A 23181-nucleotide genomic window follows, 5' to 3' on the forward strand; every position below is an offset into this window, starting at 1 on the left:
GCCTTTTTTCATTCGTCTTCAGGAAATCACGACGACTTGCGCGGCATTCCCAGCCCGCCGAGCAATGCCGCGAGCGGCTGCTTCGGCGCGCTCTTGCGCTCGGGTTCGACCGTTTCCTCGTGACGCTTCATCGCCGACGGCGACGGTTCATACGGCTTCAGGAAAAACTCGTCGACGGGCTGCTGACGGCCGCGCGGGCGATCGTGCGCGCCCGCCGGACGACGGCGCGAACCGGCCTCGTCGCGCGAAGCATGCCGATGCTCCGTGCGCTCCGGACGGCCGAAGCGCTCATCGCGGCGCGGCGCCGATCCGTCGTGACGCACGCGCGTCGTCACCTGAAGCGACTCGACTTCGAGCGGACGCTTGATCAGCTTCTCGATGTCGGCGAGCTGCTTGCGCTCGTTCGCGCTGCACAGCGATAACGCGTCGCCCGACGCGCCCGCGCGCCCGGTTCGGCCGATACGGTGCACGTAATCTTCCGCGTTGAACGGCAGATCGAAGTTGATGACCGCCGGCAATTCGGCGATATCGAGACCGCGCGCGGCGACGTCGGTGGCGACGAGCGCCTCGATCTCGCCGCGCTTGAACGCGTCGAGCGCCTGCATGCGCTCGCTCTGCGTGCGGTCGCCGTGGATCGCCGTCGCCACGATGCCGTCGCGCTCCAGCACGCGCGCCAGCCGGCTCGCGCCGATCTTGCTGTTGCAGAACACGATCACCTGCTTAAGTTCGCGCTCGCGAATGAGTTGCGCGACCGCGCCGGACTTGTCGCTCTCGTGCACTTCGAAAACGATCTGGCGCACGTTGGTCGCCGTCGAATTGCTGCGCGCGACTTCGATCGTCTGCGGATTGCGCAGGTACGTCGACGCGAGCTTCTTGATTTCGGGCGAGAACGTGGCCGAAAACAGCAGCGTCTGGCGCTCCTTCGGCAACAGATTCAGGATGCGCTGCAGGTCGGGCAGAAAGCCCATGTCGAGCATGCGGTCGGCTTCGTCGAGCACGAGCATCTGCACCTGGCCGAGATTGACCGTCTTTTGCTGCACGTGGTCCAGCAAGCGTCCGGGCGTCGCGATCAGGATTTCGACGCCGCGGCGCAGCGCGTCGGACTGCGGGTTCATGTCGACACCGCCGAACACCACCGTGCTGCGCAGCGGCGTGTGCTTGGAGTAAGTCTGGACGTTGGCGGCGACTTGGTCGGCGAGTTCGCGCGTCGGCGTGAGCATCAGCGCGCGCACCGGATGGCGCGCGGGCGACGCGCTCGTGTTTGCCGACGGCAACAGGCGCTGAATGATCGGCAGCGAGAAACTCGCGGTCTTGCCGGTGCCGGTCTGCGCGGCGCCCATGACATCGCGGCCCGCGAGGACGACCGGAATCGCTTGCGCCTGAATCGGCGTGGGCGTGGTGTAGCCGGACTCGCTCACCGCTTTCAGGATGTCGGCGGACAATCCGAACTGGTCGAACGTCGACGCGTCGGCCCCTGCGGTGGACGTGTTCGTGGCGGCGGAATCGGACATGGTGACTATATTGGCTTTCGCTAAAGTGCCGCTCGATGCGGCGCGCGTAAAAAATCGGTCGAATCGTTCGGTCGAACGTCGCGACCGCTTGCTTACGCGGATGGGTTTCGTTGGCGCACGCGGCGCATCAAACAGGCACACAGTGCGCGCTGCACGGGGCGGCCGGTATCGAGCCTGCGCTCAGATGGGACACGGCTTCGATGACGCCTTGAAGGCAAGCGGCATCCCCGATTTTCTGAGCGGCGGTTCGCTCGAGGCCCGTGTACCGCTCAGCCGGCATCGAACGGCGATGCCGAAAATCCGGAATTCGGACCGGCTGCGATTTCCACAGCCGGAAAGCCGCACATTGTAGCACCGCACGCGAGTGCGCTCCCGCGGCGCGAAAGCACGGTCAGACCGCATTCCGGCATGCCGCGCGCCTACTTCTTGCGCGCTTCGCAATCTTCGAGCAGCGGTGGCGAATCCTTCGCGGCCATTTCGTCGTACAGGTTCGCCTGCGGACCCTTGGTCCACCACGTGTATTGATCGGCGACGTATTTCGCGCCCGATCCCGCGATCACGTTCACGAACAGCAGCTTGCGCCCGTCGACGGTCAGCGCCGCGAAACTCTGACGATTGCGCGTGTTCGTGTACTGGACCGACACGCTCTTGCCGTCCTTGCAGTCGTAGCGCGTGGTTTGCGTCGACGCGGTCTGGATCTGCGGCACGGTGAGCGGCATGGCCAGCGCCGACTGCGCCACGAGCGACGCGAGCATGAGTGCGAGTGTTTTCTTCATCATCCGGTTCGCGATGGTTTCGAAGTCGATGCGCGCGCCGGCGATCACGGATCGATCACTTCGGCGCATGCGTCGGTCGGCGCGGCCGCGACATGCCCGACGACCGGCACGATCTTCAGCCCCGCCGAGGCGATGCGGCACGGCGCCGCCGCAAGTCCGCAGCCCGAGAGTCCCAGGGAAACCACGACGAGCGCGGCCAGCGCTTTCCATTTCACGTTCATGCTCCCGCCGACGCCCGCGCGCCGGTCATTTTGCCGAAACCGGCCGCACCTTCGACGCCGCGAGTTTCGCGCGCTCGCGTGCTTCGTCCGTGTCGGCGCCCGTCGCGACCGCGACACCCATGCGACGCTTCACGAAGCTTTCCGGCTTGCCGAAAAGCCGCAAGTCCGCGCCCGGCACCGCGAGCGCTTGCGCCACGCCTTCGAACACGATGCCCGTTTCATCCAGACCGCCGTAGATGACGGCGGACGCGCCGGGCGCGCGCAGCGCGGTATCCACGGGCAAGCCGAGGATCGCGCGCGCATGCAATTCGAACTCGGAGAAGCGCTGCGTCGCGAGCGTGACGAGACCGGTATCGTGCGGACGCGGGCTCACTTCGGAGAACCAGACGTCGTCGCCGCGCACGAAAAGCTCGACGCCGAAGAGCCCGCGTCCGCCGAGCGCAGTCGTGACCTTCGCGGCGACATCGCGCGCTTTTTCGAGCGCGGCCGGGCTCATCGGTTGCGGCTGCCACGATTCGACGTAATCGCCCGCGACCTGCACATGGCCGATCGGATCGCAGAAGTAGGTTTGCGTTTCGCCGCTCTCGGGGTCCGCCGCGCGCACGGTGAGTTGCGTGATCTCGTATTCGAAATCGATGAAGCCCTCGACGATCACGCGGCCGTGATTCACGCGTCCGCCCGCCATCGCGTAATTCCATGCCGGCTCGACATCCGCGTCGCTTTTGAGCACCGATTGCCCCTTCCCCGACGACGACATCACCGGCTTCACGACACACGGAAAGCCGATCGTGGCGATCGCCGCCTTCATCTCGTCGAGCGACTGCGCGAACGCATAGGGCGATGTCGGCAGGCCGAGTTCCTCGGCGGCGAGTCGCCGGATGCCTTCGCGGTTCATCGTGAGCTGCGTGGCGCGCGCCGTCGGGATGACGGTCGCGAGTTGCGCCGCTTCGATTTCAGCGAGCGCATCGGTCGCGATCGCCTCGATCTCCGGCACGATCAGATGCGGCTGCTCCTTCTCGACGAGCGCGCGCAGCGCGGCGGCGTCGGTCATGTCGATGACGTGCGCGCGATGCGCAACCTGATGCCCCGGCGCGTTCGCATAGCGGTCGACCGCGATGACTTCGACGCCCAGGCGCTGCAACGCGATGATCACTTCCTTGCCAAGCTCGCCCGCGCCGAGCAGCATCACGCGCGTGGCGTTGGCGGAAAGCGGCGTGCCGATGCGCAAGGCATCAGGACGAAATGAATCGGTCTGCATGAGTGCTCCGGGAATCGATCAGGTGACGAGGCCAGTAAAGCGAAAGCGGCGGAATTGGGCGCGATGTTAACACGCAGCGCCCGCCGCAACACTCTGCCGTCCGGCCTATTGACGGCGTCGTCATGAACGGTATTGACACGCGAATGCGGATCGGAATTCCCCGCGCATCTCCGATCGATGACAGCCGCGGCAAACATTTTGTTGCTTGCGGACGCTAGACAAATCGCAGGACGCGTGCGATACCCTTACGGTTTCGCCTGCTTCAGGATCATCGATGCCCACGCATTTCCTTCGCGCGTCCGCTCTTCGTTCGGCGCACTCATCGTCAAACTTCCTGTCGCGTCGCAAAGCGGCGCTTTCGCTTGCGTCCCGCGCGTGCGCGCTCGTCGTCGCGGCGAGTGTCGTCACCGGTTGCGCGATGCCGAAGCATCCCGATGCAAGCGCGCCGCCCACCGATCCTTATAATCCTGCCGCCACGCAATTGCTCGACGACACGCAATGGGAGCTCACGAGCTGGACCGACGCGAGCGGCCAGCCGCGCGCGGTGCCGCATGCGGGCGAGAACGACGCGCGGGCGCTTACGCTCGATTTCTCGACCGCGAACGGTCATCGCCTGGCGAGCGGCTTTTCGGGCTGCAATCGCTACAGCGGCACCTACGATCTGAAGGACGGCAAGCTGACGTTCGGTCCGCTCGCGGGCACGCGCATGGCGTGCGTCTCGGGTGCGGGCGCGGCGCTGGAGCGGCCCTATCTCGACGCGCTCGCGCATATCGCGAAAAGCGGCGTGCAGATGAATCCGCCGCCCGCGCTGAAACTGACGCTCGACGACGGCCAAGTGCTCACCTTCTCGGCTCGCGCGAAGTGATGTGTTGCGTACATGCGGCACACGCGTCGTGCGTGCGCGGCACCCGCGCGGTTCCCGCACGGTTTCCCGTTAAACTGCTCGATCGAACAGTCCGGCCGGCACGCGCGGCCGGGCGCAGTCTTCGGGTCACAACCTGATTCGTTTCACCCAACATTGATTCAAGCTCAAGCATGCACATGGTAGTTCTCGGCTGGTTCGGTGCATCGGTCGTCTGGTTCCTTCCGCTCTTCTGGCGCATCGTCAAGCTGGCGCTGCCGGGCAGGGAAGGCGTTCGCGGCCCGGGCACGATCCGTCTCTGGCTCGGATTTATCGGCGTGCTGCTCGCGAGCAGCACGCTCGAAGGCGCGCTCGCAAACTCGCTCGAAACGCAGGCGAACATCAATCGCTGCGGACGCGCGCTCGCCACCGCGTTGAGCGGACCCGCGCATCTCGGCGGCGCAGCCGCGATCGCGGCCGTCGTGCTCGCGATATTCCTGCCCTGGCTGATCGAATTCAGCTGGCGTTCGGTGCTCGCGTGGGCGGACGAAGCGTTCGGCTTCGGCCTGCCGCAAAACTGGCTCACCCCGCGCGAACGCGAAAGCGAGCCGCGCCAGGGCTCGCCCAGCCGCGAAAAGGGTCGTGACAAGGGTCGCGACAAGGCAGGCAGCTGGTTCGAACGCCGCACCCGCGAAAGGGCCGCGCGCGATTCGCAGGAACGTGCTCATCGCGCCGAGCGTTTCGATGCGCCGCCGCCGCGCACGTCGCACGACGAGCCGACGCTCGGCCTCCCGACCAGCCCCCGTAGCAGCCGTTATCAGCGTCCGACGCCGTGGCGCCCGCCTGCGACCGGCAAGAGCGGCGTCAACCGCGCTTCGGCGGCGACCGCGAGCGCAATCGCCACCGCCGAGGCTTACGCCAAGCGCCCCGCCTTCGAAGCCGCCGGCGTCTCGCCTCCGGCCGCGCAAACGGAGCCCGTCGTGCCTGCGGACTGGCTGAATCCGTCGGCGTCATCGGCGAATCGCGAGGCCGGCGCGGCGTTTGCGCCGCGTCGGGCGTCGGCATTCGAGCCTTCGGGTTCGGGCTTGCGCGCTTCCGTCGCCGTCGACAAGCCGCGCGCGTCCACGCCGCCGACGCCCGCGCCTCGCATGGATCGCCCGCGCAGTCCGGTGACGTCGATGCCTGCGCAACGGTCATCGGGTGTGGCGAGCACATCCACGTCCGTCGCGACCGGCGTGAGCGCCGCGCGCAGGACGCCTTTGCCGCAAACATCGCAGAGCATCCGACGCGCCGCACCGCCCGCGCGTCCTTCCGCGGGTACGGCGACGCGTGAGTTCGCGCCGGCGCCGCTTGCCGCACCGGCGTTCTCGCGCCCGGCCGCGCCGCTCGGGCCGATCACGCCGCCGGCACCCGAAGCGATTCAGGCGACGTTGCGATCCATCGAGGAGAAGACCGCGCTTTGGACATCGCTCGCAGGCGCGAGTCTCGCGCGCGGGCATGTGGCGATGGCGCGTGGCGGCCAGCCCGATGTTCAGCCGAACGCCGAGACGACCGCCGACGAACACGTCGTCGAGACGGCACCCGAATCGCGCATCGAGCCGGTAACGCCGCCGCCCGCAACGGCCCAGGAATTCGATGCGCGCGTCGAGCCGCCGCTCATCGACGCTCACGTGATCGCGCCCACGCTCGTCGAGCCGCCACCGCTCTTCGACTTGCGTCTGCCGGAGCCGCCGAGCGCCGAAATCCCGATCGCGCCATCGCTTTCCACCCCTGCCTCTGCGTTCGACACAAACGCGGCGCAAGAGCCCGCGCGCATCGACCCGCCGAACGAGACGCCCGAGCTTCCGCCCGCCGCGCGAGCGCTGGAACCGGAACACGAACCGGACGCGCGCGATCTCGCGCCGACGCCGCCGTGGCTAGATGAACCCACGTCGCGCGATACAGACAGCGAGCCCCCTGCCCCGCCGCTCTTGCGCGTTGTCGACGATCAGGACGACGTGCTCGATATGCCGGAGGAAGAACCGCTGCCCATCGCCGAGCGCCAGGTTGCGGGCGACGAATTCGCTTCGCCGTCGAACGTCGTGCGCTTTCCGGGCATCGCGGCCGCGCCGCCGGTCGCAACCCAGTCTCCGAGTCAGCCAAACGCGGCGCCCGAACCGCGCCAGCCGGTACGCGGCTCCGCGCCGACCGAGTTCGAATTCCATGCGCCGCACGCGTCGGCGGTGGAATTGCCGACGCTCGACTTGCTCGAAGCCGCGTCCGACGAGATCGAGCCCGTCTCCGAGGCGCACCTGAACGAAACCGGCCAGTTGATCGAGCAGCGCCTTCAGGAATTCAAGGTGCCGGTGACGGTGGTCGGCGCGTCCGCCGGTCCGGTCATCACGCGCTTCGAAGTCGAACCGGCGCTCGGCGTGCGCGGCAGCCAGATCGTCGGGCTGATGAAGGATCTGTCGCGCGGCCTCGGCCTCACGTCGATCCGCGTCGTCGAAACGATTCCCGGCAAGACCTGCATGGGCCTCGAACTGCCGAACGCGAAGCGCCAGATGATCCGCCTCTCGGAGATTCTCGAAGACGACGTGTATCGCACGTCGAAGTCGAATCTGACGATCGCGATGGGCAAGGACATCGTCGGCAATCCGGTCGTGACGGATCTCGCCCGCGCGCCGCACATGCTGGTCGCGGGCACGACGGGCTCGGGCAAGTCGGTCGCGATCAACGCGATGATCCTCTCGCTGCTCTACAAGGCGAAGCCCGAGGACGTGCGCCTCATCATGATCGACCCGAAGATGCTGGAGCTTTCCGTGTATGAAGGCATTCCGCATCTGCTCGCACCGGTCGTCACCGACATGAAGCTCGCGTCGAACGCGCTCAACTGGTGCGTCGGCGAAATGGAGAAGCGTTACCGGCTGATGTCGGCGGTCGGCGTGCGCAATCTGCAAGGCTTCAACCAGAAGATTCGCAACACCGAGGCCGCGGGCAAGAAGCTCACGAACCCGTTCTCGCTCACACCCGACGCGCCCGAGCCGCTATCCACGCTGCCGCTCATCGTCGTGGTCATCGACGAGCTCGCGGACCTGATGATGGTCGCGGGCAAGCAAATCGAGCAGTTGATCGCGCGTCTCGCGCAGAAGGCGCGCGCGGCCGGCATCCATCTGATTCTCGCGACGCAACGGCCGTCCGTCGACGTGATCACCGGCCTCATCAAGGCGAATATTCCGACGCGCGTGGCGTTTCAGGTGTCGTCGAAGATCGATTCGCGCACGATTCTCGACCAGATGGGCGCGGAATCGCTGCTCGGCGCGGGCGACATGCTGTTCCTGCCGCCCGGCACGGGCTATCCGCAGCGCGTGCACGGCGCGTTCGTCGCGGACGACGAAGTGCATCGCGTGGTCGAGCATCTGAAGCAGTTCGGCGAGCCGGAGTACGAGGAAGGCATTCTGTCCGGCCCGACGTCCGATGGCGGCGGCGGACAGGACCTGTTCGGCGAGACACCCGACGCCGAAGCCGATCCGCTCTATGACGAAGCCGTGGCTTTCGTCGTACGCACGCGGCGCGCGTCGATCTCGTCGGTGCAGCGGCAGTTGCGCATCGGCTATAACAGGGCGGCGCGCCTCGTCGAACAGATGGAAGCGGCCGGCCTCGTCTCGTCGATGAGCAACAACGGCAACCGCGAAGTGCTCGCCCCGCCCGGCCCGGCGGAGTGAGCGTTACCAGAGCCGCAGGCGGCGCAGCAGAAAGATCGTGATGGCGGCGCAGCCCGTCATCACGCCGACCACGATCCAGAACGCCGCCGGATCCTTGGTCCCCGGCAAACCCGCCACGTTCATGCCGAAAATGCCCGTCACGAGCGTGGCGGGCAGCAGCAACGCGGACATGATCGCGAGCCAGAGCAGCTTGCGGTTGATGTCTTCCGACAGCGCCGCGGCGATTTCATCCTGCAATAGCTTCGCGCGCTCGTAGAGCCCTTCCAGACCGCCGCCCAGACCGTTCAGCACCTGAATCGCCTGCACGAGCGCTTCCATCGAGCGCGGTTCGGCCCATTCCAGGCGGCGCAACACGAGTTGCGTCAGCGCGTTACGCTCCGGATCGATAAACCGCTTCACTTCCACGATGCGCCGCCGCGCGCCGCCCAGCATCGCGCGGCATTTCGAATGGCCTCCTTCGAGCACGCTTTCCTCGACATCGTCGAGACAGTCGCCGATTTCATCGATACGGTCCGCGAAGGTATCGTTCAGCGCGCGAATCAGCCCTGCGAAGAGATCGACGCTATCGCGGAACATCGCGCCTTCGAGGACGGCGTGGCGCAAGCGGTCGGTCGATTGCAGCGGCCGCGCGCGCACGGTGATCATGCGATGCCTGTCCACGTAAAAGCGCAGTGCCCCGGTCGCGCGGTTCGCCTCGCGCACGCCCGGCGCGGCGGCATCCGGCGTCTTCGCGACGAGTTCGAGGTCCGCGACGACGCCGTACATGAAGTTCGAGCCGATATGCACGCGCGGACGCTTGTCCTCGCCGTTCAGGAACTCGCGGGCGACATCCGGCATCGACGTGACGCCTTCGAGCCAGCCCTCGACGGCATCGTCGTTCGCCGACAGATGCAGCCACGTCGGGCCATCGCCCACCACGGCATCGCGCGCTTCGTCCCAGGTCAGGCGCAGCGCCTCGCCGCCAGCGAAGCTGAACGCGCTGATGAATCCCGGCGGCGCCGGTTCATTGCGCTTGAGCGGACGCTCGCGCGCGTCGAATGGTTGAGTCGTGTTCAATCTTGCATTCCCTGCTGTTGCCTTTCGATTTCCTCAGTACACCTTTCAGTCGATGCGAAAGAAAAGCGCCTCGGAAACGCATCGTACTAGAACTCGTAGCGGCCCCAGAAGAACGCGACGTCGCCGTCGTTCAGGCCGGGGATATGCGGGATGATCGTCGCCATGACGGACGCGCGCCGGTAGCGCACCGAGCCGATCGGCAGCGCGAGCGGCAACGGCACGTAATGGCCGATGTCGCTGCGCGCCGTGACGCCGACGAAGAACCCGCCGCCCGCCTGCAATCCGCCGAGCACCGGCTGCGTGTACCACTGGCGCGCGTAGCCGCCGATCGGTTCGAAGTTGTGATGCGAATCCGAAAAGGCGAACGCGAACAGAATGTCCTCGTTGCCGTTCGCGTCGATCCAGTGCTTGCCCGCGCCGCCGCCGTACGACCACGGATTGAGTTCGCTGCGGTCGTTGAAGCCGTCGATATGCCAGCCGTAACCCGTCACGTAGAGGTCCCATGTGCCGTCGTCCGCGACGCGCATCACGCGCTGGCACGCCGACGACATCCAGTCCCGCTTGAAATCGCATTCCTTGCTGTCGTCCGCGCGCGCCGCGAGTGGCGCGCATAACATCGAAATCATGACCGCCTTGAGCAGTTTCTGTTTCATCGTCATCGGACAGCGTGTCGCTGTGTGAAACGCGGCTCGTCGGCCGCTCTCGTCGCTCCGATCAGACCGTCACGACGGCGATACGAACTTGAAATCGACCGGCGAGCCGATCGACAGTTGCTTCGGGTCCGACGCGAGCTCGCCGGTCTGCGGATCGCGGCGGAAGAAATACGCGCTGTCGCTCTCCTGATTGCCGACGATGAGCCATCGCCCGGTCGGATCGATCGCGAATTCGCGCGGCGTCTTGCCGAGCGTCGGATAGCGTTTGACGTACTTCAGATGGCCGTTCTTCGGATCGACCGAAAACTGGACGATCTCGTTGGCGTCGCCTCGATTGGTCGCGTAGAGGAAACGTCCGTCCGGCGACATATGAATCGCCCCGCCGCCGATCTTGCCTCTGAAACCCGGCGCGATCATCGAATTGGTCTGAACCTGCGTGAGCTTGCCGTCGCGGTAATCGAACACGAGCACCGACGCGTTCAGCTCGGTTGTCAGATAGGCGTGCCTGCCGCCCGCGTCGAAGATCAGATGGCGCGGCCCGGAGCCTGGCTTGATCAACGCATAGCGCGCTTCGGTCGGACCGAAGAGGCCGCGTCCCGATGCCGACGGATCGGGCGTGTAGCGGTAAGCAAAGACCTTGTCGACACCGAGATCCTGCGCGAAGAGATACTTGCCGTCGGGCGAGAACACGGTCGAATGGACGTGCGAATTGTCCTGCCGTCCCTTCACCGGGCCGCCGCCTTCGTGATGCACGGTCAGCACCGAGTTGCCGACGTGGCCATCGGAGGACAGCGGAAAGACGGCAAAGCTGCCGCCCGGATTCGATGCGACGGAGTAGTTGGCGGTCAGCAGATATTTGCCGTCAGGCGAGAGCGCGAGATAGCACGGGTCATTGCCGTCCGATGAAACGCGGTTGAGGAAGCTCAACTGGCCGGTCGCACGATCGAAGCGAAAGGCGCTCACGCCGCCGCGCTGCGTCGCGGGGCCGTTGTCGCCGGGCAATTCGTTCACTGCGTACACGTAATTCCGGTCACGGCTCACGACGAGATACGACGGATTGACCGTCTGCGCCGATGCGATGCGGGACAGTTCGCCGCTGCCCGTGTCGAAACGATAGACATAGATGCCTTCGCTCTTGCCGCCGCCCGTGTAGGTGCCGATCAGCAGATCGTAGACCTCTTTGCCCGGTGCGCCCGTCGTGGCCGCGCCGCTCGCTGAGCCCGGCGTGGCGGGCATCGTGGCGGTCTGCGCGAAGCACTGCGCCGCCGCCAGCGACAGCATCAGCGCGACACCTCTCGCCCACGCGATGGGCCTCGCGCGCATCGGGCGCGCGTCTTGCAACATCGATGCGAGCGAATTCGCGCCGCAGGGATGGCTCGGGTGCATGAAACCTCCTCATCGTCTCTTTGCTGCTTGTTATCGGGGGCGACGCTCGAGTTCGCCGGCATCGCATGGCCCAAGGACGTGCGAGAGCAAATTTCGCTCCAAACGGCGTGGACCGCCATCATGAGCGACAGGGTTCGCAGCCAAGATACACCACGCACGACAGGCCAACCGACACGATTCGAACCAACAACAGGAGTTGCCGCGATGACTATTCACCTAAGCCTTGGCCCGCTGGTTTCCCTGATCGCCGGGATCCTGATTCTCATCATGCCGCGGTTGCTGAACTTCATCGTCGCGATCTATCTGATCGTGATTGGGCTGATCGGGCTGTTCGGCATGGGATCGGCCCATTTCTGACGGACGCGAGACTGTCGTTGTGACGCCGATTCATCCCGGCGGTTCCGGGCATGCGAACGGAAACGCGAACGCACGCGCACGGGTTGAGCCGTGCGCGTGCGCAAAGTGTCACGAAAAAAGGACACGCGGATGGGCCGCGTGGGGCGAGCGTGTATCGTCAGCCGTTCGCGAGCTGGTCGAGACGCAGGCGTCCCTGCAAAGACAACGCACCGACCGAAACGCCAGCGACGCCGAAGGTGTAGCGGCTGAAACAGCCGCGCTCCGTGAGGAATGCGGCGGCGGTTTCCATCGCGTTGCGCGACAGACCGAGATGCTTGTGATCGAGCGCGAGAAGCGCCTCGGCATCCGAGACGCGGCTTGCTGCGGAAAGAATGGCGATGCAGTCGGCTTTCGACGGATAGAGCATGGGTTCCGTTCCTCGAAAACGCTACGTTAGGGACCGGCCGGGAGCGCGCAGGCCGTTGCATGGCTCGCGTGCGTCACGCGCCGGGGTCATGCATGAAAGACGCGTGAAAGGCGCAAGAGTTTCAGCGCCGGGAGTAACAAAGGAAACGGCGCTTCGACTTTCACGAAACTTCATTCTAAACATCAGTCGAATGCTTTTTCAACAGCGCGATCGGCGCTTCGCTAGCGCTTTTCCGCCAATCACGGCGCGACCGCCGTCCCACCGGCTGTTGCGCGCCGTGATCACACGCGGCCCGGTTTTCTGCTTGCAACGAACGATTGCGGCAGAATGCGGCCAGAAAGCATGCGTGGCGTCGGTCGCTTCCTTTGTCCTTGACGCCGCGCTTCGCTCGGGGCGCGCCGCGTCCCGAATCTTTTGCTCAACCCGCGGCGCGTTTCGATTCGGTCCGCGCCGCCAGCAGGAAGATGTTCGCTTATGCCAGCTTTGATCGAAGACTATGCGATGGTCGGCGACGGCCACACCGCAGCCCTGATTTCCCGCGACGGCTCCGTCGACTGGCTCTGTTGGCCACGCTTCGACTCCGGCGCGTGCTTCGCGGCGCTGCTCGGCACGCCCGAGCACGGCCGATGGCTCATTGCTCCCGAGATGCCCGACGGCGAAACGCCCATCATCAGCCGTCGCTATCGCGAGGACACGCTGGTCCTCGAAACGGATTTCGAAACATCGCAAGGCGCCGTGACGATCGTCGACTTCATGCCCTTGCGCAACGGGCATTCGGAACTCGTGCGCATCGTGATCGGCCGGCGCGGCACGGTGCGCATGAAGATGGAGCTGGTGCTGCGCTTCGACTACGGCTCGGCCGTGCCGTGGGTCAGCCGTCTGCCCGACGACAGCGGCATTCGCGCGATCGCCGGACCGGATCTCGCGGTGCTGCGCACGCCTGTCGATCTCGTCGGCGAAAACATGCATACGGCCGCCAGCTTCGACGTGAGCGCGGGCGAGCGCGTGCCCTTCTCGCTGTGCTATTCGCAATCCCATCTGCGTCTGCCGCACGCGTCCGATCCTCACACGCAACTCGCGCGCACCGAAAACCACTGGCGCGAATGGTCGGGGCAAAGCGAGCTCAAGGGCCGCTGGGCGAGCGCGATCCGCCGCTCGCTCATCACGCTGAAGGCGCTCGCCTACGAGCCGACGGGCGGCATCGTCGCCGCGCCCACGACCTCGCTGCCGGAGCAGCTCGGCGGCACGCGTAACTGGGACTATCGCTACTGCTGGCTGCGCGACGCGACCATCACCCTGCTCGCGATGATGCGCGGCGGCTACTACGACGAAGCCCGCGCGTGGCGCGCGTGGCTGGGCCGCGTGATGGCGGGCTCGCCGGCGCAGATCCAGATCATGTACGGCATCGCGGGCGAGCGGCGTCTGCCCGAGTGGGAGATCCCGTGGCTGCCCGGTTACGAGGGCGCATCGCCGGTGCGTATCGGAAATGGCGCGGTCGATCAGTTGCAACTCGATGTCTACGGCGAAGTGATGAACGCGCTGCACCTCGCGCGCGTCGGCGGCTTGCAGAGCGACGAGACCGCGTGGTCGATCCAGTGCGCCATGCTGCAACACCTCGACACGATCTGGGAGCAGCCCGACGAAGGCATCTGGGAAGTGCGCGGCGGACGCCAGCACTTCACGTTCTCGAAGGTCATGGCGTGGGTCGCCTACGACCGCGCGATCAAATCGGCGGAGAAGTTCGAGCTGCCGGGCCCGATCGACCACTGGCGCGAGATGCGCGCGCGCATCCGCGCCGAGGTGCTGAAGAAAAGCTGGAACGCCGAACTGAACTCCTTCACACAGGCCTACGACAGCGATGCGCTCGATGCGAGCCTGCTTCTCATCCCGTTGCTGGGATTTTTGCCGCCTAAAGATCCGCGAGTGACCGGAACCGTACATGCGATCGAGACCAAGTTGACGCACGATGGGCTCGTGAAGCGTTATCACACCGCCGAAGTCGCGGATGGCTTGCCACCCGGAGAAGGCACGTTTCTGGCTTGTAGCTTCTGGCTGGTCGACAATCTGGCGCTGCAAGGCCGGATCGATGAAGCGCACGAGATGTTCGAGCGTCTCATCGGCCTCGCCAACGATGTCGGGTTACTGGCCGAGGAGTACGACACGGTGGCCAAGCGCATGGTCGGGAATTTCCCGCAGGCCTTTACCCACGTGGCGCTGGTGCATACCGGAATGAATCTGATGCGGCACGAAGAGGAGATGGCGAAAGCGATCGGCCAGCCATCCGGCCCGGAAAACCACGACGAACCGGATGAGCAAGCCGCCATCGATGCTGCAACAGGAAAGTCATAAATCTATGTTTTGTTTGATGAAATTCGCGTTTCCCGGTAATATTGGTGCAATGCACAAATTATAGGATTGTCGCGATGTGTTGTTTTCACGCAGGCAATTCCGACCGATTTATTGAATTGAACGCTTAGTACGCGGAAAATCTTGCTTCCGCTCAAGGTTCGTCGTACAAGAGTCGATATTGCGCGAGTGGCAGCACCGAAGGGCAGGCAGGAAATTGCAGGAAAGACAGTGCCCCGGCAGCATGGCGACAGCCCGCCGCGCCGCCGGGGGTCATCGAATGCCGTTGAGCCTCATCGCCGGATGTTTTGCCGGGATCAACGGGCGTGCCGGTTTCCACCGGAGTTACTGGGGCAACCATGCTCTATCAAATTCACGAATTTCAGCGAGCCATGCTGTCTCCTCTTACAGCATGGGCCGAAGCTGCATCGAAGTCGTTCGTCAACCCGGCCAGTCCGCTTGCCTATATTCCCGGCTCAAGCCGCCTGGCCGCGGGCTACGAGTTGCTCTACCGGCTCGGCAAGGACTACGAGAAGCCCGAGTTCAGCATTCATCAGATCGTCAAGGACGGACATAACATTCCGATCGTCGAGCAGACGGTGGTCGAGAAGCCGTTCTGCCGTCTCTTGCGCTTCAAGCGCTTCGCCGACGACAGCGCCACCGTCACCAAGCTGAAGAACGAGCCGATCGTGCTCGTGTGCGCGCCGCTCTCCGGCCACCATTCCACGCTGCTGCGCGATACGGTCAAGACGCTTCTGCAGGACCACAAGGTGTACATCACCGACTGGATCGACGCGCGCATGGTGCCGACCGAGAACGGTCCGTTCCATCTGGACGATTACGTCGAATACATCCAGGAGTTCATCCGCCACATTGGCGCGAAAGATCTGCACGTGATCTCGGTGTGTCAGCCGACGGTGCCGGTGCTCGCCGCCATTTCGCTGATGGCGAGCCGCGGCGAAGACACGCCCCGCACGATGACCATGATGGGCGGCCCGATCGACGCGCGCCGCAGCCCCACGTCAGTCAACTCGCTGGCGAACGAGCACTCGTACGGGTGGTTCGAGAACAACGTCATCTACACCGTGCCCGCGAACTATCCGGGTGTGGGACGCAAGGTTTATCCGGGCTTCCTGCAGCATGCGGGCTTCGTCGCGATGAATCCCGAACGCCATCTCACGGCCCATTGGGACTTCTATCAAAATCTGCTGCGCGGCGACGATGACGACGCCGAGCAACATCGCCGTTTCTACGACGAATACAACGCCGTGCTCGACATGGCCGCCGAGTATTACCTCGAGACGATCCGCGTCGTGTTCCAGGAGTTCCGGCTCGCCGAAGGCACGTGGGAAGTCAACGACGAACTCGTGCGTCCGCAGGACATCAAGCACACTGCCCTCTTCACGATCGAAGGCGAGCTCGACGACATCTCCGGCAGCGGCCAGACGCGCGCCGCGCACGATCTGTGCACCGGCATTGCGCCGAAGCACAAGCGGCATTTCACGGCGGAAAAGGCCGGCCACTATGGCATCTTCTCGGGCCGCCGCTGGCGCACGATGGTGTATCCGCAATTGCGCGAGTTCATTCTCGAACACGACAAGACGCCGAAGACGGAAGCCGTGCCCGCATAAGCGTGAATGCGCCGGGACCGATTCCATCGCGTCAAATGAAAACGTCGCGCCTTGCAAAAGGCGCGACGTTTTTTCTTCAGACGGCGAGAATGCGAAAGCGTCCGATCAGCGGCGCGTCAGATAAGCGAGCAGCAGCTCGGTGTTCATGCGCACGATCTGCTCGCGCTGGCCTTGCTCGCTGAAATCGAGCCCGAACGTCGCTTCGAGCGTGAAGCGGTTCGACACGATGTAATAGCCGAGTCCCGACAGCACGATATAGAGCTTGAGCGGATCGACGTCGGTGCGAAACAGCCCGGCTTTTTGGCCACGATCGAGAATAGCCGTGAGCGTCGCGACGATCGGCGAAATGAGTTCGCGGATTCGATTCGATCCTTTGATATATCTCGCCTCATGCAGATTTTCGTTATTGATGAGGCGCAGCAATTCCGGGTGATCCCGGTAGTAATCCCAGACGAAATGCGCGAGACGCGTCATCGCTTCGATGGGCGCGATGCCGTCGAGTTCGAGCGTGCGTTCGGCTTCGACAAGCGCCGAAAGAGCATGTTCGAGCACGGCGGTGAATAACTGCTCCTTGCTACCGAAGTAGTAGTAGAGCATGCGTTCATTGGTCTCCGCCCGGCGCGCAATCTGGTCGACGCGGGCGCCGAACAGACCGCCTGCAGCGAACTCTTCTGCGGCGGCAAGCAGAATACGGCGCCGGGTGCCTTCAGGATCTCTTTTGATTTTCGGCTGATTCATGGTGGCATGACTCGGGAGCCGCGTTGCCGGATTAGCGTCACGCGGCCCGCGTTGGGGTACATGACGTGAACGGGCGCTGCCCATGGTTATTGGGAAACACCGTCCTGCGGTCAAACGGAAAAGCGCTTCGATTATGCGCACATCGAAGCACATTGGCAATTAGGATTGAAAGCCATTCGGCACGACTGGTGAGGACTTCGGCGATAATGTCGATTAAAGCCGAGCGCGTGACCGAAAGAGCGGGACACGCGCCGAACAGGCAGCGTGCCGCCGTCGTCGTTGTGGACGTGATCACAGCCACGCGCTTCGCCTGCGTCGCGCACATGCTGCGCCAGTCCCCAAGGCATCATCGCAATTCCTCGTGACCGCAACCGCTCCCAAGACGCTCGCTGAGCGCATCGAAGATCTGCTGCCGCAGACGCAATGCACCAAGTGCGGCTATCCCGCCTGCCGGCCTTACGCCGACGCCATCGCCGCGGGCGAGGCGAACTACAACCAGTGCCCGCCGGGCGGCGCCGAAGGTGTCGCGCGACTGGCCGCGCTCCTCGGCAAGCCCGATATTCCTCTCGATACGACGCATGGCGTCGAGCGCGCGCGGCCCGTCGCCGTCATCGACGAGAACGTGTGCATCGGCTGCACGCTGTGCATGCAGGCGTGTCCGGTCGATGCGATCGTCGGCGCGGCGAAGCAGATGCACACGGTTATCGCCGAGCTGTGCACGGGCTGCGATCTGTGCGTGCCGCCCTGCCCCGTCGATTGCATCGCGATGGTGCCCGTCACCGGCACGCGCACCGGCTGGGACGCATGGAGCCAGGACGAAGCCGATGCCGCACGCACGCGGCACGACCGCCGCATGGCGCGTCTCGAGCGCGAACGCGCGGCCGCCGAGGCGCGGGCAAGCGCACGTCAGGCCGCGCGCGCGGCGCACGCGGACCAGCCGGTGCCGCAAACGCAACCGGTCCCCGCTGCGACGCAAGCTTCGAGCGACGATCCGGAAGCAAAGAAACGCGCGATCATTCAGGCCGCGCTGGAACGCGCGCGCAAGAAGAAGGAAGAGATGGCGAAGCTCGGCGCGGGTCCGAAAAACACGGATCACGTGAGCGCCGCGGTGCAGGCGCAGATCGACAGCGCCGAGCAGCGCCGCCGCCGTCTCGGACTGACGGACGACGAAAGCGCGTCCCATCCCGGCGAGGGCGATCGAAGCGACAAACCCGCGTGAGAACGGACATCGAACCATGAACGCCACGAAGCGCCGCGCCATCTACGAGACCTTGCAAAGCATCAATCCGCATCCGACCACGGAGCTCGAATACACGACGCCCTTCGAACTGCTGATCGCCGTGTTGCTCTCCGCGCAGGCGACCGACGTCTCCGTCAACAAGGCGATGCGCAAGATGTTTCCCGTCGCGAACACGCCGGCCGCGGTGCTCGCGCTCGGCGAGGAAGGCGTGTCGGAATACATCCGCACGATCGGGCTTTATCGCACCAAGGCGAAGAACGTGATCGCGACGTGTCGCATTCTCATCGATCAATACGGCGGCGACGTGCCCGACAACCGCGAGGCGCTCGAAGCGCTGCCGGGCGTCGGACGCAAGACGGCGAACGTCATCCTGAACACAGCGTTCGGGCAGCCGACCATCGCCGTCGATACGCACATCTTCCGCGTTGCGAATCGCACGGGACTCGCGCCCGGCAAGGACGTGCGCGCCGTCGAGACCGCGCTCGAAAAGTTCACGCCGAAAGAGTTTCTGCACGATGCGCATCACTGGCTGATCCTGCACGGGCGTTACGTGTGCAAGGCGCGCGTGCCCGAGTGCTGGCATTGCGCGATCGAGCCGCTCTGCGAATATCGGCCGAAGACGCCCGCACCGGTCGAATGAGCGGTTTGGGCAGACCGCAAGCGCCACGGTCTACAATAGCGGGTTCAGAAACCCGCAATCGAATCAATACCTTATGTTCAACCCTAGCCGCGACGAAGTCCGCCAGTTCTTTACCGAAACCTGGCGCAAGGAGCGCGCCGGCGAGATTCTGACGCCGCTCGAAAGCATGGCCGCCGACTGGATCGGCGAGCATCCGGAATATCACGACGCGCTCGCGAAACCCGAATCGCGCGAGGCCGATTACTCGCCCGATCGCGGCCAGACCAATCCGTTTCTGCATTTGTCGATGCATCTCGCGATCAGCGAGCAATTGTCGATCGATCAGCCGCCGGGCATCCGCCGCGCGCACGACAGGCTGGTCGCGCGCCTGGGATCGCCGCACGACGCGCAGCACGCGATCATGGATTGCCTCGGACAGGTGATCTGGGAAGCGCAGCGCACGGGCACGCCGCCGGATACCGATGCCTATCTCGCGCTGATCGAGCGCCGTGCTTCGCGCGACTAAGCATCCGAAATACGCGCCGTCAAAATGAAAACACCCCGCTTGGGAAGCGGGGTGTTGCTTGCTGACGAATCTTCGAAAGCCGCGCGCTTACTTCTTCAGCACGAGATTGCCGTCGAGCGATTCGATATACGCCGCGAGATCCTTCAGATCGCTCTGCGACAGGCTCTGCACCTGCGCCGCCATGATGGCGTTGTTGCGTCCGAAGTTCGGATTGTTGCCGCCGATCTGATACTGGCGCAGCGCCCAGTAGATATAGGTCGCATGCTGTCCCGCGAGCCGCGGATACTCGCCGCTCACCGGCTTGTTGAGACCGGGGCCGTGGCAGGCCGCGCAGTTGTGGCTGTCGGAGAGCGCCTTGCCGTTGCTCACGTCGGCCGCGTGCGCGGCGCCGACCGTCATGCCGATGAGCGCCGCTGCCGCGCATGCTGCCTTGAAGCTTGAATGAAGTGCCTTGGACGGCTTCATGAATTCTCCTTCCCGTTTATCGCTTTGCCGTGTCACGCGCGGATCACTTGTCGGGATTGTTCTTCGATTGGGGAGTCTGCGCGGCGTAGTACGCGGCGATATCGGCGATATCCTGATCCGACAGCGTCGTCGCGATGGCGCGCATCGTGTCGAAATGACGGTCGCCCTTCTTGTAGGCGTGCAGCGCATTGGCGATGTACTGCGCGTTCTGGCCACCGAGCATCGGCACTTCGTAGACTTCGGGGTACGCGGTGCGATAGCCGGGGATGCCGTGGCAGCCGATGCACATCGCGACCTTGCCCTCTGCGGCCTTCGCGTTGCCGACGACGTCGGCCGACGCCTCGGTCGCGAAGCCGGCGAGACCGGACAGCGCTGCAATCACGGCACATTTGCCGACGAAATTGTTCATAGCTCTTCTAACCTGGCTTGAGGGGAAATCCGGCGCTCAAAAGGCCGCGGCCCGCGCCGAGCGCATTACAACCTTCTCGGGACTGTTTGCTGCTACAGGGTTGGTCGCCACGCAGGCCAAAAAAATCGCGCTAATTGTACCGCGCGACCTACCCCCCGTCCACACGCGAACCGCGCCGAAGCCCTGCTGGCAAGGGGAATCGGCTGAAAAGCAGCCGTTTTGCCTGCGACAATTCGCCTCTGTACAAGCGATGAGCCCGCTTGCGCGCACGCTGCGCAGCATTCGGACTCGCTTCGGCAACCCGCCGATAGAGCGGCTCAAACGATACCCGGCGCGCCTCAATATCGAAAGGTCTTCTGACTTATACTGGGATTTTTTTGCCAACCGGATCTTCGTCATGCGTTTCGAAGGCTCATCGCAATACGTCGCAACCGACGATCTCAAGCTCGCGGTGAATGCCGCGATGACGCTGCAACGGCCGCTGCTCATCAAGGGTGAACCCGGCACCGGCAAGACCATGCTCGCGGAGGAAGTCGCGCTCGCGCTCGACATGCCGCTCCTGCAATGGCATATCAAGTCGACGACCAAGGCGCAGCAAGGCCTGTACGAATACGACGCGGTCTCGCGCCTGCGCGATTCGCAACTCGGCGACGAGCGCGTGAAGGACATCGGCAATTACATCGTCAAGGGCGTGCTGTGGCAGGCGTTCGAGTCGGACCAGCAGAGCGTGCTCCTCATCGACGAGATCGACAAGGCGGACATCGAATTTCCGAACGATTTGCTGCGCGAACTCGACCGCATGGAGTTCTACGTGTACGAGACGCGCGAGCTCGTGAAGGCCGCGCACCGGCCGCTCGTGATCATCACGTCGAACAACGAGAAGGAACTGCCGGACGCGTTCCTGCGCCGCTGCTTCTTCCACTACATCAAGTTCCCGGACGCCGAGACGATGAAGGCGATCGTCGAGGTGCACTTCCCGAACATCAAGCAGGACCTGCTCGCCGCCGCCATGCAGAGCTTCTTCGAGTTGCGCGGCGTGTCGGGCCTCAAGAAGAAGCCGTCTACTTCCGAACTGCTCGACTGGCTCAAGCTGCTGCTGGCCGAAGACATTCCGCCCGAAGCGCTGCGCTCGTCGGATCAGAAGCAGATCGTCCCGCCGCTGCACGGCGCGCTCCTCAAGAACGAGCAAGACGTCGCGCTGTTCGAGCGTCTGCTCTTCATGAATCGCAACCATCGCTAAAAAGAAATGAGCCGCTGGATCGAACCCGTCACACTGGAAGGCGAGCACGTCAGGCTCGTGCCGCTCACGCGCGAACACGAACCGGCCCTCACGGCCGCCGCGAGCGACGGTGAATTATGGAAGCTCTGGTACACCTTCGTGCCCTCGCCCGACAAGACGCGCGGCTATATCGACACGGCGCTCGACATGCGCGATCGCCTCGGCGCGCATCCGTTCGCGGTGATCGATGCGAAGACGGGCGATGTCGTCGGTTCGACGCGCTACTTCAACGTCGACGAAGCGAACCGGCGGCTGGAGATCGGCCATACGTGGTACGCGAGACGCGTGCAGAAGACTGCGCTCAACACCGAAGCCAAGTTGCTGCTGCTGACGCATGCGTTCGAAAAACTCGATGCCATCGCCGTGGAGTTCCGCACGCATTTCATGAACCACGCGTCGCGCACCGCGATCGCGCGGCTCGGCGCGAAGCAGGACGGCATCCTGCGCAATCATCAGGTGGGCCGTGATGGCGTCATGCGCGACACTGTCGTGTTCTCGATCATCCAGTCGGAATGGCCGGCGGTGCGCGCCAACCTGAACTACCGGCTCGACCGCTGAAACCCGTCACGATGGAGAGCGCGCCATGCTGATCGACTTTTTCTACTCGCTGCGCGACGCGAAGCTGCCCGTCTCGGTGAAGGAATATCTGACCTTGCTCGAAGCGCTGAAGGCGCAGGTGATTTCGCCGTCGCTCGACGAGTTCTACTTCCTCTCGCGCATGACGCTCGTGAAGGACGAGAAGTACTTCGACAAGTTCGATCGCGCGTTCGGCGCGTATTTCCACGGCGTGACGCAGCTGCCCGACGAAGCTTTCGACGTTCCGCTCGACTGGCTCAAGAAGCGCCTCGACCGCGAATTCACCGCGGAGGAAAAGAAGCGCATCGAGGCGCTCGGCGGCATCGACAAGCTCATGGAGCGTCTGAAAGAGCTCATGGACGAGCAGAAGGAGCGTCACGAAGGCGGCAACAAGTGGATCGGCACGGGCGGCACGTCGCCCTTCGGGCACGGCGGCTATAACCCGGAAGGCATTCGCATCGGCGGGGAATCGTCGGGGAATCGCACCGCCGTGAAGGTGTGGGACGAGCGCGCGTACAAGGATTACGACGATCAGGTCGAAATCGGCACGCGCAATATCAAGGTCGCGCTGCGTCGCCTGCGGCGCTTCGCGCGCGAAGGCGCGGCCGAGGAGCTCGATCTGCCCGACACGATCCGCAGCACCGCGGCCAACGCGGGCTGGCTCGATATCAAGATGGTCCCCGAGCGTCACAACAACGTGAAGGTGCTGATGCTGCTCGATGTCGGCGGCTCGATGGACGATCACATCAAGCGCGTCGAAGAGCTGTTTTCGGCGGCGAAGGCGGAGTTCAAGCATCTCGAGTTCTACTACTTCCACAACTGCGTGTACGACTATCTGTGGAAGCACAATCGCCGGCGTCACGCCGAACGCACGCCGACCTTCGACGTGCTGCACAAGTTCACGCCCGACTACAAGCTGATCTTCGTCGGCGACGCGACCATGAGCCCGTACGAAGTGCTGCAGCCGGGCGGCTCCGTGGAATACAACAATGCCGAAGCGGGCGCGGTCTGGCTGCGCCGGCTTGCCGATCAATTCCCGCATCACGCGTGGCTCAATCCCGAGCCCGAGCGGCTATGGGAATACCGGCAATCGATTTCGGCGATCCGCAATGTGCTCGGCAATCGCATGTATCCGCTCACGATGGCCGGCCTGGAAACCGCCATGCGGGCGCTGTCGAAGTAA

23 protein-coding genes are annotated in these 23181 nt (G+C 64.3%); 12 read left to right on the top strand and 11 right to left on the bottom strand.

Going from position 1 to position 23181, the window contains the following annotated elements:
- Positions 1–26: 26 nt before the first annotated feature.
- On the bottom strand, positions 27–1511 hold the full coding sequence (locus tag IAG25_RS38095; protein ID WP_187609456.1) for a DEAD/DEAH box helicase: 1485 nt from the start codon (positions 1509–1511) through the stop codon (positions 27–29).
- Here IAG25_RS38095 and IAG25_RS38100 point away from each other — a divergent pair.
- Positions 1510–1863: a hypothetical protein gene (locus IAG25_RS38100; protein WP_187609457.1), complete on the top strand. Its 354-nt coding sequence runs from the start codon at positions 1510–1512 to the stop codon at positions 1861–1863. The genes IAG25_RS38095 and IAG25_RS38100 overlap by 2 nt on opposite strands.
- A 67-nt stretch (positions 1864–1930) precedes the next feature.
- On the opposite strand, the gene IAG25_RS38105 is transcribed toward IAG25_RS38100, so the two are convergent.
- The 3 genes from IAG25_RS38105 to purT are packed head-to-tail and all read right to left on the bottom strand — an operon-like array spanning position 1931 to position 3766.
- The gene (locus IAG25_RS38105) at positions 1931–2287 is read right to left on the bottom strand and encodes an MliC family protein (protein ID WP_187609486.1); all 357 of its coding nucleotides are present in this window, start codon (positions 2285–2287) and stop codon (positions 1931–1933) included.
- A 44-nt stretch (positions 2288–2331) separates the two neighbouring features.
- Positions 2332–2508 carry a DUF6726 family protein gene (locus IAG25_RS38110; protein ID WP_187609458.1) on the bottom strand — a complete coding sequence of 59 codons (177 nt, stop codon included), beginning with the start codon at positions 2506–2508 and terminating at the stop codon, positions 2332–2334.
- Between the two features lie 25 nt (positions 2509–2533).
- Positions 2534–3766: a formate-dependent phosphoribosylglycinamide formyltransferase gene (purT, locus tag IAG25_RS38115; RefSeq protein WP_187609459.1), complete on the bottom strand. Its 1233-nt coding sequence runs from the start codon at positions 3764–3766 to the stop codon at positions 2534–2536.
- Between the two features lie 274 nt (positions 3767–4040).
- On the opposite strand from purT, the gene IAG25_RS38120 reads away from it, so the two are divergent.
- Together IAG25_RS38120 and IAG25_RS42555 are read left to right on the top strand one after the other, a co-directional pair.
- Positions 4041–4631, top strand: a complete 591-nt coding sequence (locus IAG25_RS38120) for an META domain-containing protein (RefSeq protein ID WP_187609460.1) — start codon at positions 4041–4043, stop codon at positions 4629–4631.
- Positions 4632–4801: 170 nt separating this feature from the next.
- Positions 4802–8311, top strand: coding sequence for a DNA translocase FtsK (locus IAG25_RS42555; RefSeq protein WP_187609461.1), 3510 nt, complete (start codon positions 4802–4804; stop codon positions 8309–8311).
- A 3-nt stretch (positions 8312–8314) separates the two neighbouring features.
- On the opposite strand, the gene IAG25_RS38130 is transcribed toward IAG25_RS42555, so the two are convergent.
- The 3 genes from IAG25_RS38130 to IAG25_RS38140 all read right to left on the bottom strand — a co-directional run bounded on the left by IAG25_RS38130 (position 8315) and on the right by IAG25_RS38140 (position 11406).
- The gene (locus IAG25_RS38130; protein WP_187609462.1) at positions 8315–9367 is read right to left on the bottom strand and encodes a transporter; all 1053 of its coding nucleotides are present in this window, start codon (positions 9365–9367) and stop codon (positions 8315–8317) included.
- Between the two features lie 86 nt (positions 9368–9453).
- A complete protein-coding gene (locus IAG25_RS38135) occupies positions 9454–10020 on the bottom strand; it encodes an antimicrobial peptide resistance and lipid A acylation PagP (RefSeq protein WP_187609463.1) in 567 nt (188 codons plus the stop codon).
- A gap of 69 nt (positions 10021–10089) precedes the next feature.
- Complete coding sequence (locus IAG25_RS38140) at positions 10090–11406, bottom strand: lactonase family protein (RefSeq protein WP_187609464.1); 1317 nt, start codon at positions 11404–11406, stop codon at positions 10090–10092.
- Positions 11407–11610: 204 nt separating this feature from the next.
- Between IAG25_RS38140 and IAG25_RS38145 the strand changes: the two genes are divergently transcribed.
- On the top strand, positions 11611–11763 hold the full coding sequence (locus IAG25_RS38145; protein ID WP_074168899.1) for a DUF3096 domain-containing protein: 153 nt from the start codon (positions 11611–11613) through the stop codon (positions 11761–11763).
- Positions 11764–11920: 157 nt separating this feature from the next.
- Here the strand turns inward: IAG25_RS38145 and IAG25_RS38150 are convergent, their stop codons facing one another.
- Complete coding sequence (locus IAG25_RS38150) at positions 11921–12169, bottom strand: hypothetical protein (protein WP_035506343.1); 249 nt, start codon at positions 12167–12169, stop codon at positions 11921–11923.
- Between the two features lie 474 nt (positions 12170–12643).
- Between IAG25_RS38150 and IAG25_RS38155 the strand changes: the two genes are divergently transcribed.
- Complete coding sequence (locus tag IAG25_RS38155) at positions 12644–14518, top strand: glycoside hydrolase family 15 protein (RefSeq protein WP_187609465.1); 1875 nt, start codon at positions 12644–12646, stop codon at positions 14516–14518.
- Between the two features lie 356 nt (positions 14519–14874).
- Positions 14875–16146, top strand: a complete 1272-nt coding sequence (locus IAG25_RS38160) for a polyhydroxyalkanoate depolymerase (protein ID WP_187609466.1) — start codon at positions 14875–14877, stop codon at positions 16144–16146.
- Positions 16147–16251: 105 nt separating this feature from the next.
- On the opposite strand, the gene IAG25_RS38165 is transcribed toward IAG25_RS38160, so the two are convergent.
- On the bottom strand, positions 16252–16884 hold the full coding sequence (locus tag IAG25_RS38165) for a TetR/AcrR family transcriptional regulator (protein ID WP_035506335.1): 633 nt from the start codon (positions 16882–16884) through the stop codon (positions 16252–16254).
- Positions 16885–17245: 361 nt separating this feature from the next.
- On the opposite strand from IAG25_RS38165, the gene rsxB reads away from it, so the two are divergent.
- From rsxB to IAG25_RS38180, 3 genes are all read left to right on the top strand, one after another.
- The gene (rsxB, locus tag IAG25_RS38170) at positions 17246–18103 is read left to right on the top strand and encodes an electron transport complex subunit RsxB (RefSeq protein WP_187609467.1); all 858 of its coding nucleotides are present in this window, start codon (positions 17246–17248) and stop codon (positions 18101–18103) included.
- Positions 18104–18119: 16 nt separating this feature from the next.
- Positions 18120–18764 carry an endonuclease III gene (gene nth / locus IAG25_RS38175; protein WP_187609468.1) on the top strand — a complete coding sequence of 215 codons (645 nt, stop codon included), beginning with the start codon at positions 18120–18122 and terminating at the stop codon, positions 18762–18764.
- A gap of 73 nt (positions 18765–18837) precedes the next feature.
- On the top strand, positions 18838–19269 hold the full coding sequence (locus IAG25_RS38180; protein WP_187609469.1) for a DUF1841 family protein: 432 nt from the start codon (positions 18838–18840) through the stop codon (positions 19267–19269).
- An 87-nt stretch (positions 19270–19356) separates the two neighbouring features.
- Here IAG25_RS38180 and IAG25_RS38185 read toward each other — a convergent pair whose 3' ends face one another.
- Both IAG25_RS38185 and IAG25_RS38190 read right to left on the bottom strand, forming a co-directional pair.
- Positions 19357–19734, bottom strand: a complete 378-nt coding sequence (locus IAG25_RS38185; RefSeq protein WP_187609470.1) for a c-type cytochrome — start codon at positions 19732–19734, stop codon at positions 19357–19359.
- Between the two features lie 43 nt (positions 19735–19777).
- Positions 19778–20143 carry a c-type cytochrome gene (locus IAG25_RS38190; protein WP_014190874.1) on the bottom strand — a complete coding sequence of 122 codons (366 nt, stop codon included), beginning with the start codon at positions 20141–20143 and terminating at the stop codon, positions 19778–19780.
- 397 nt (positions 20144–20540) lie between these two features.
- Here IAG25_RS38190 and IAG25_RS38195 point away from each other — a divergent pair, with 397 nt between their 5' ends.
- Genes IAG25_RS38195 through IAG25_RS38205 form a run of 3 tightly spaced genes read left to right on the top strand, consistent with a single transcriptional unit; the run spans position 20541 to position 23181 of the window.
- The gene (locus IAG25_RS38195; RefSeq protein WP_187609471.1) at positions 20541–21383 is read left to right on the top strand and encodes an AAA family ATPase; all 843 of its coding nucleotides are present in this window, start codon (positions 20541–20543) and stop codon (positions 21381–21383) included.
- A gap of 6 nt (positions 21384–21389) precedes the next feature.
- Positions 21390–21980: a GNAT family N-acetyltransferase gene (locus IAG25_RS38200; protein WP_187609472.1), complete on the top strand. Its 591-nt coding sequence runs from the start codon at positions 21390–21392 to the stop codon at positions 21978–21980.
- Positions 21981–22005: 25 nt separating this feature from the next.
- Positions 22006–23181, top strand: a complete 1176-nt coding sequence (locus IAG25_RS38205; protein ID WP_187609473.1) for a vWA domain-containing protein — start codon at positions 22006–22008, stop codon at positions 23179–23181.

Source organism: Caballeronia sp. EK, assembly GCF_014384845.1.
GTDB lineage: Bacteria > Pseudomonadota > Gammaproteobacteria > Burkholderiales > Burkholderiaceae > Caballeronia > Caballeronia jiangsuensis.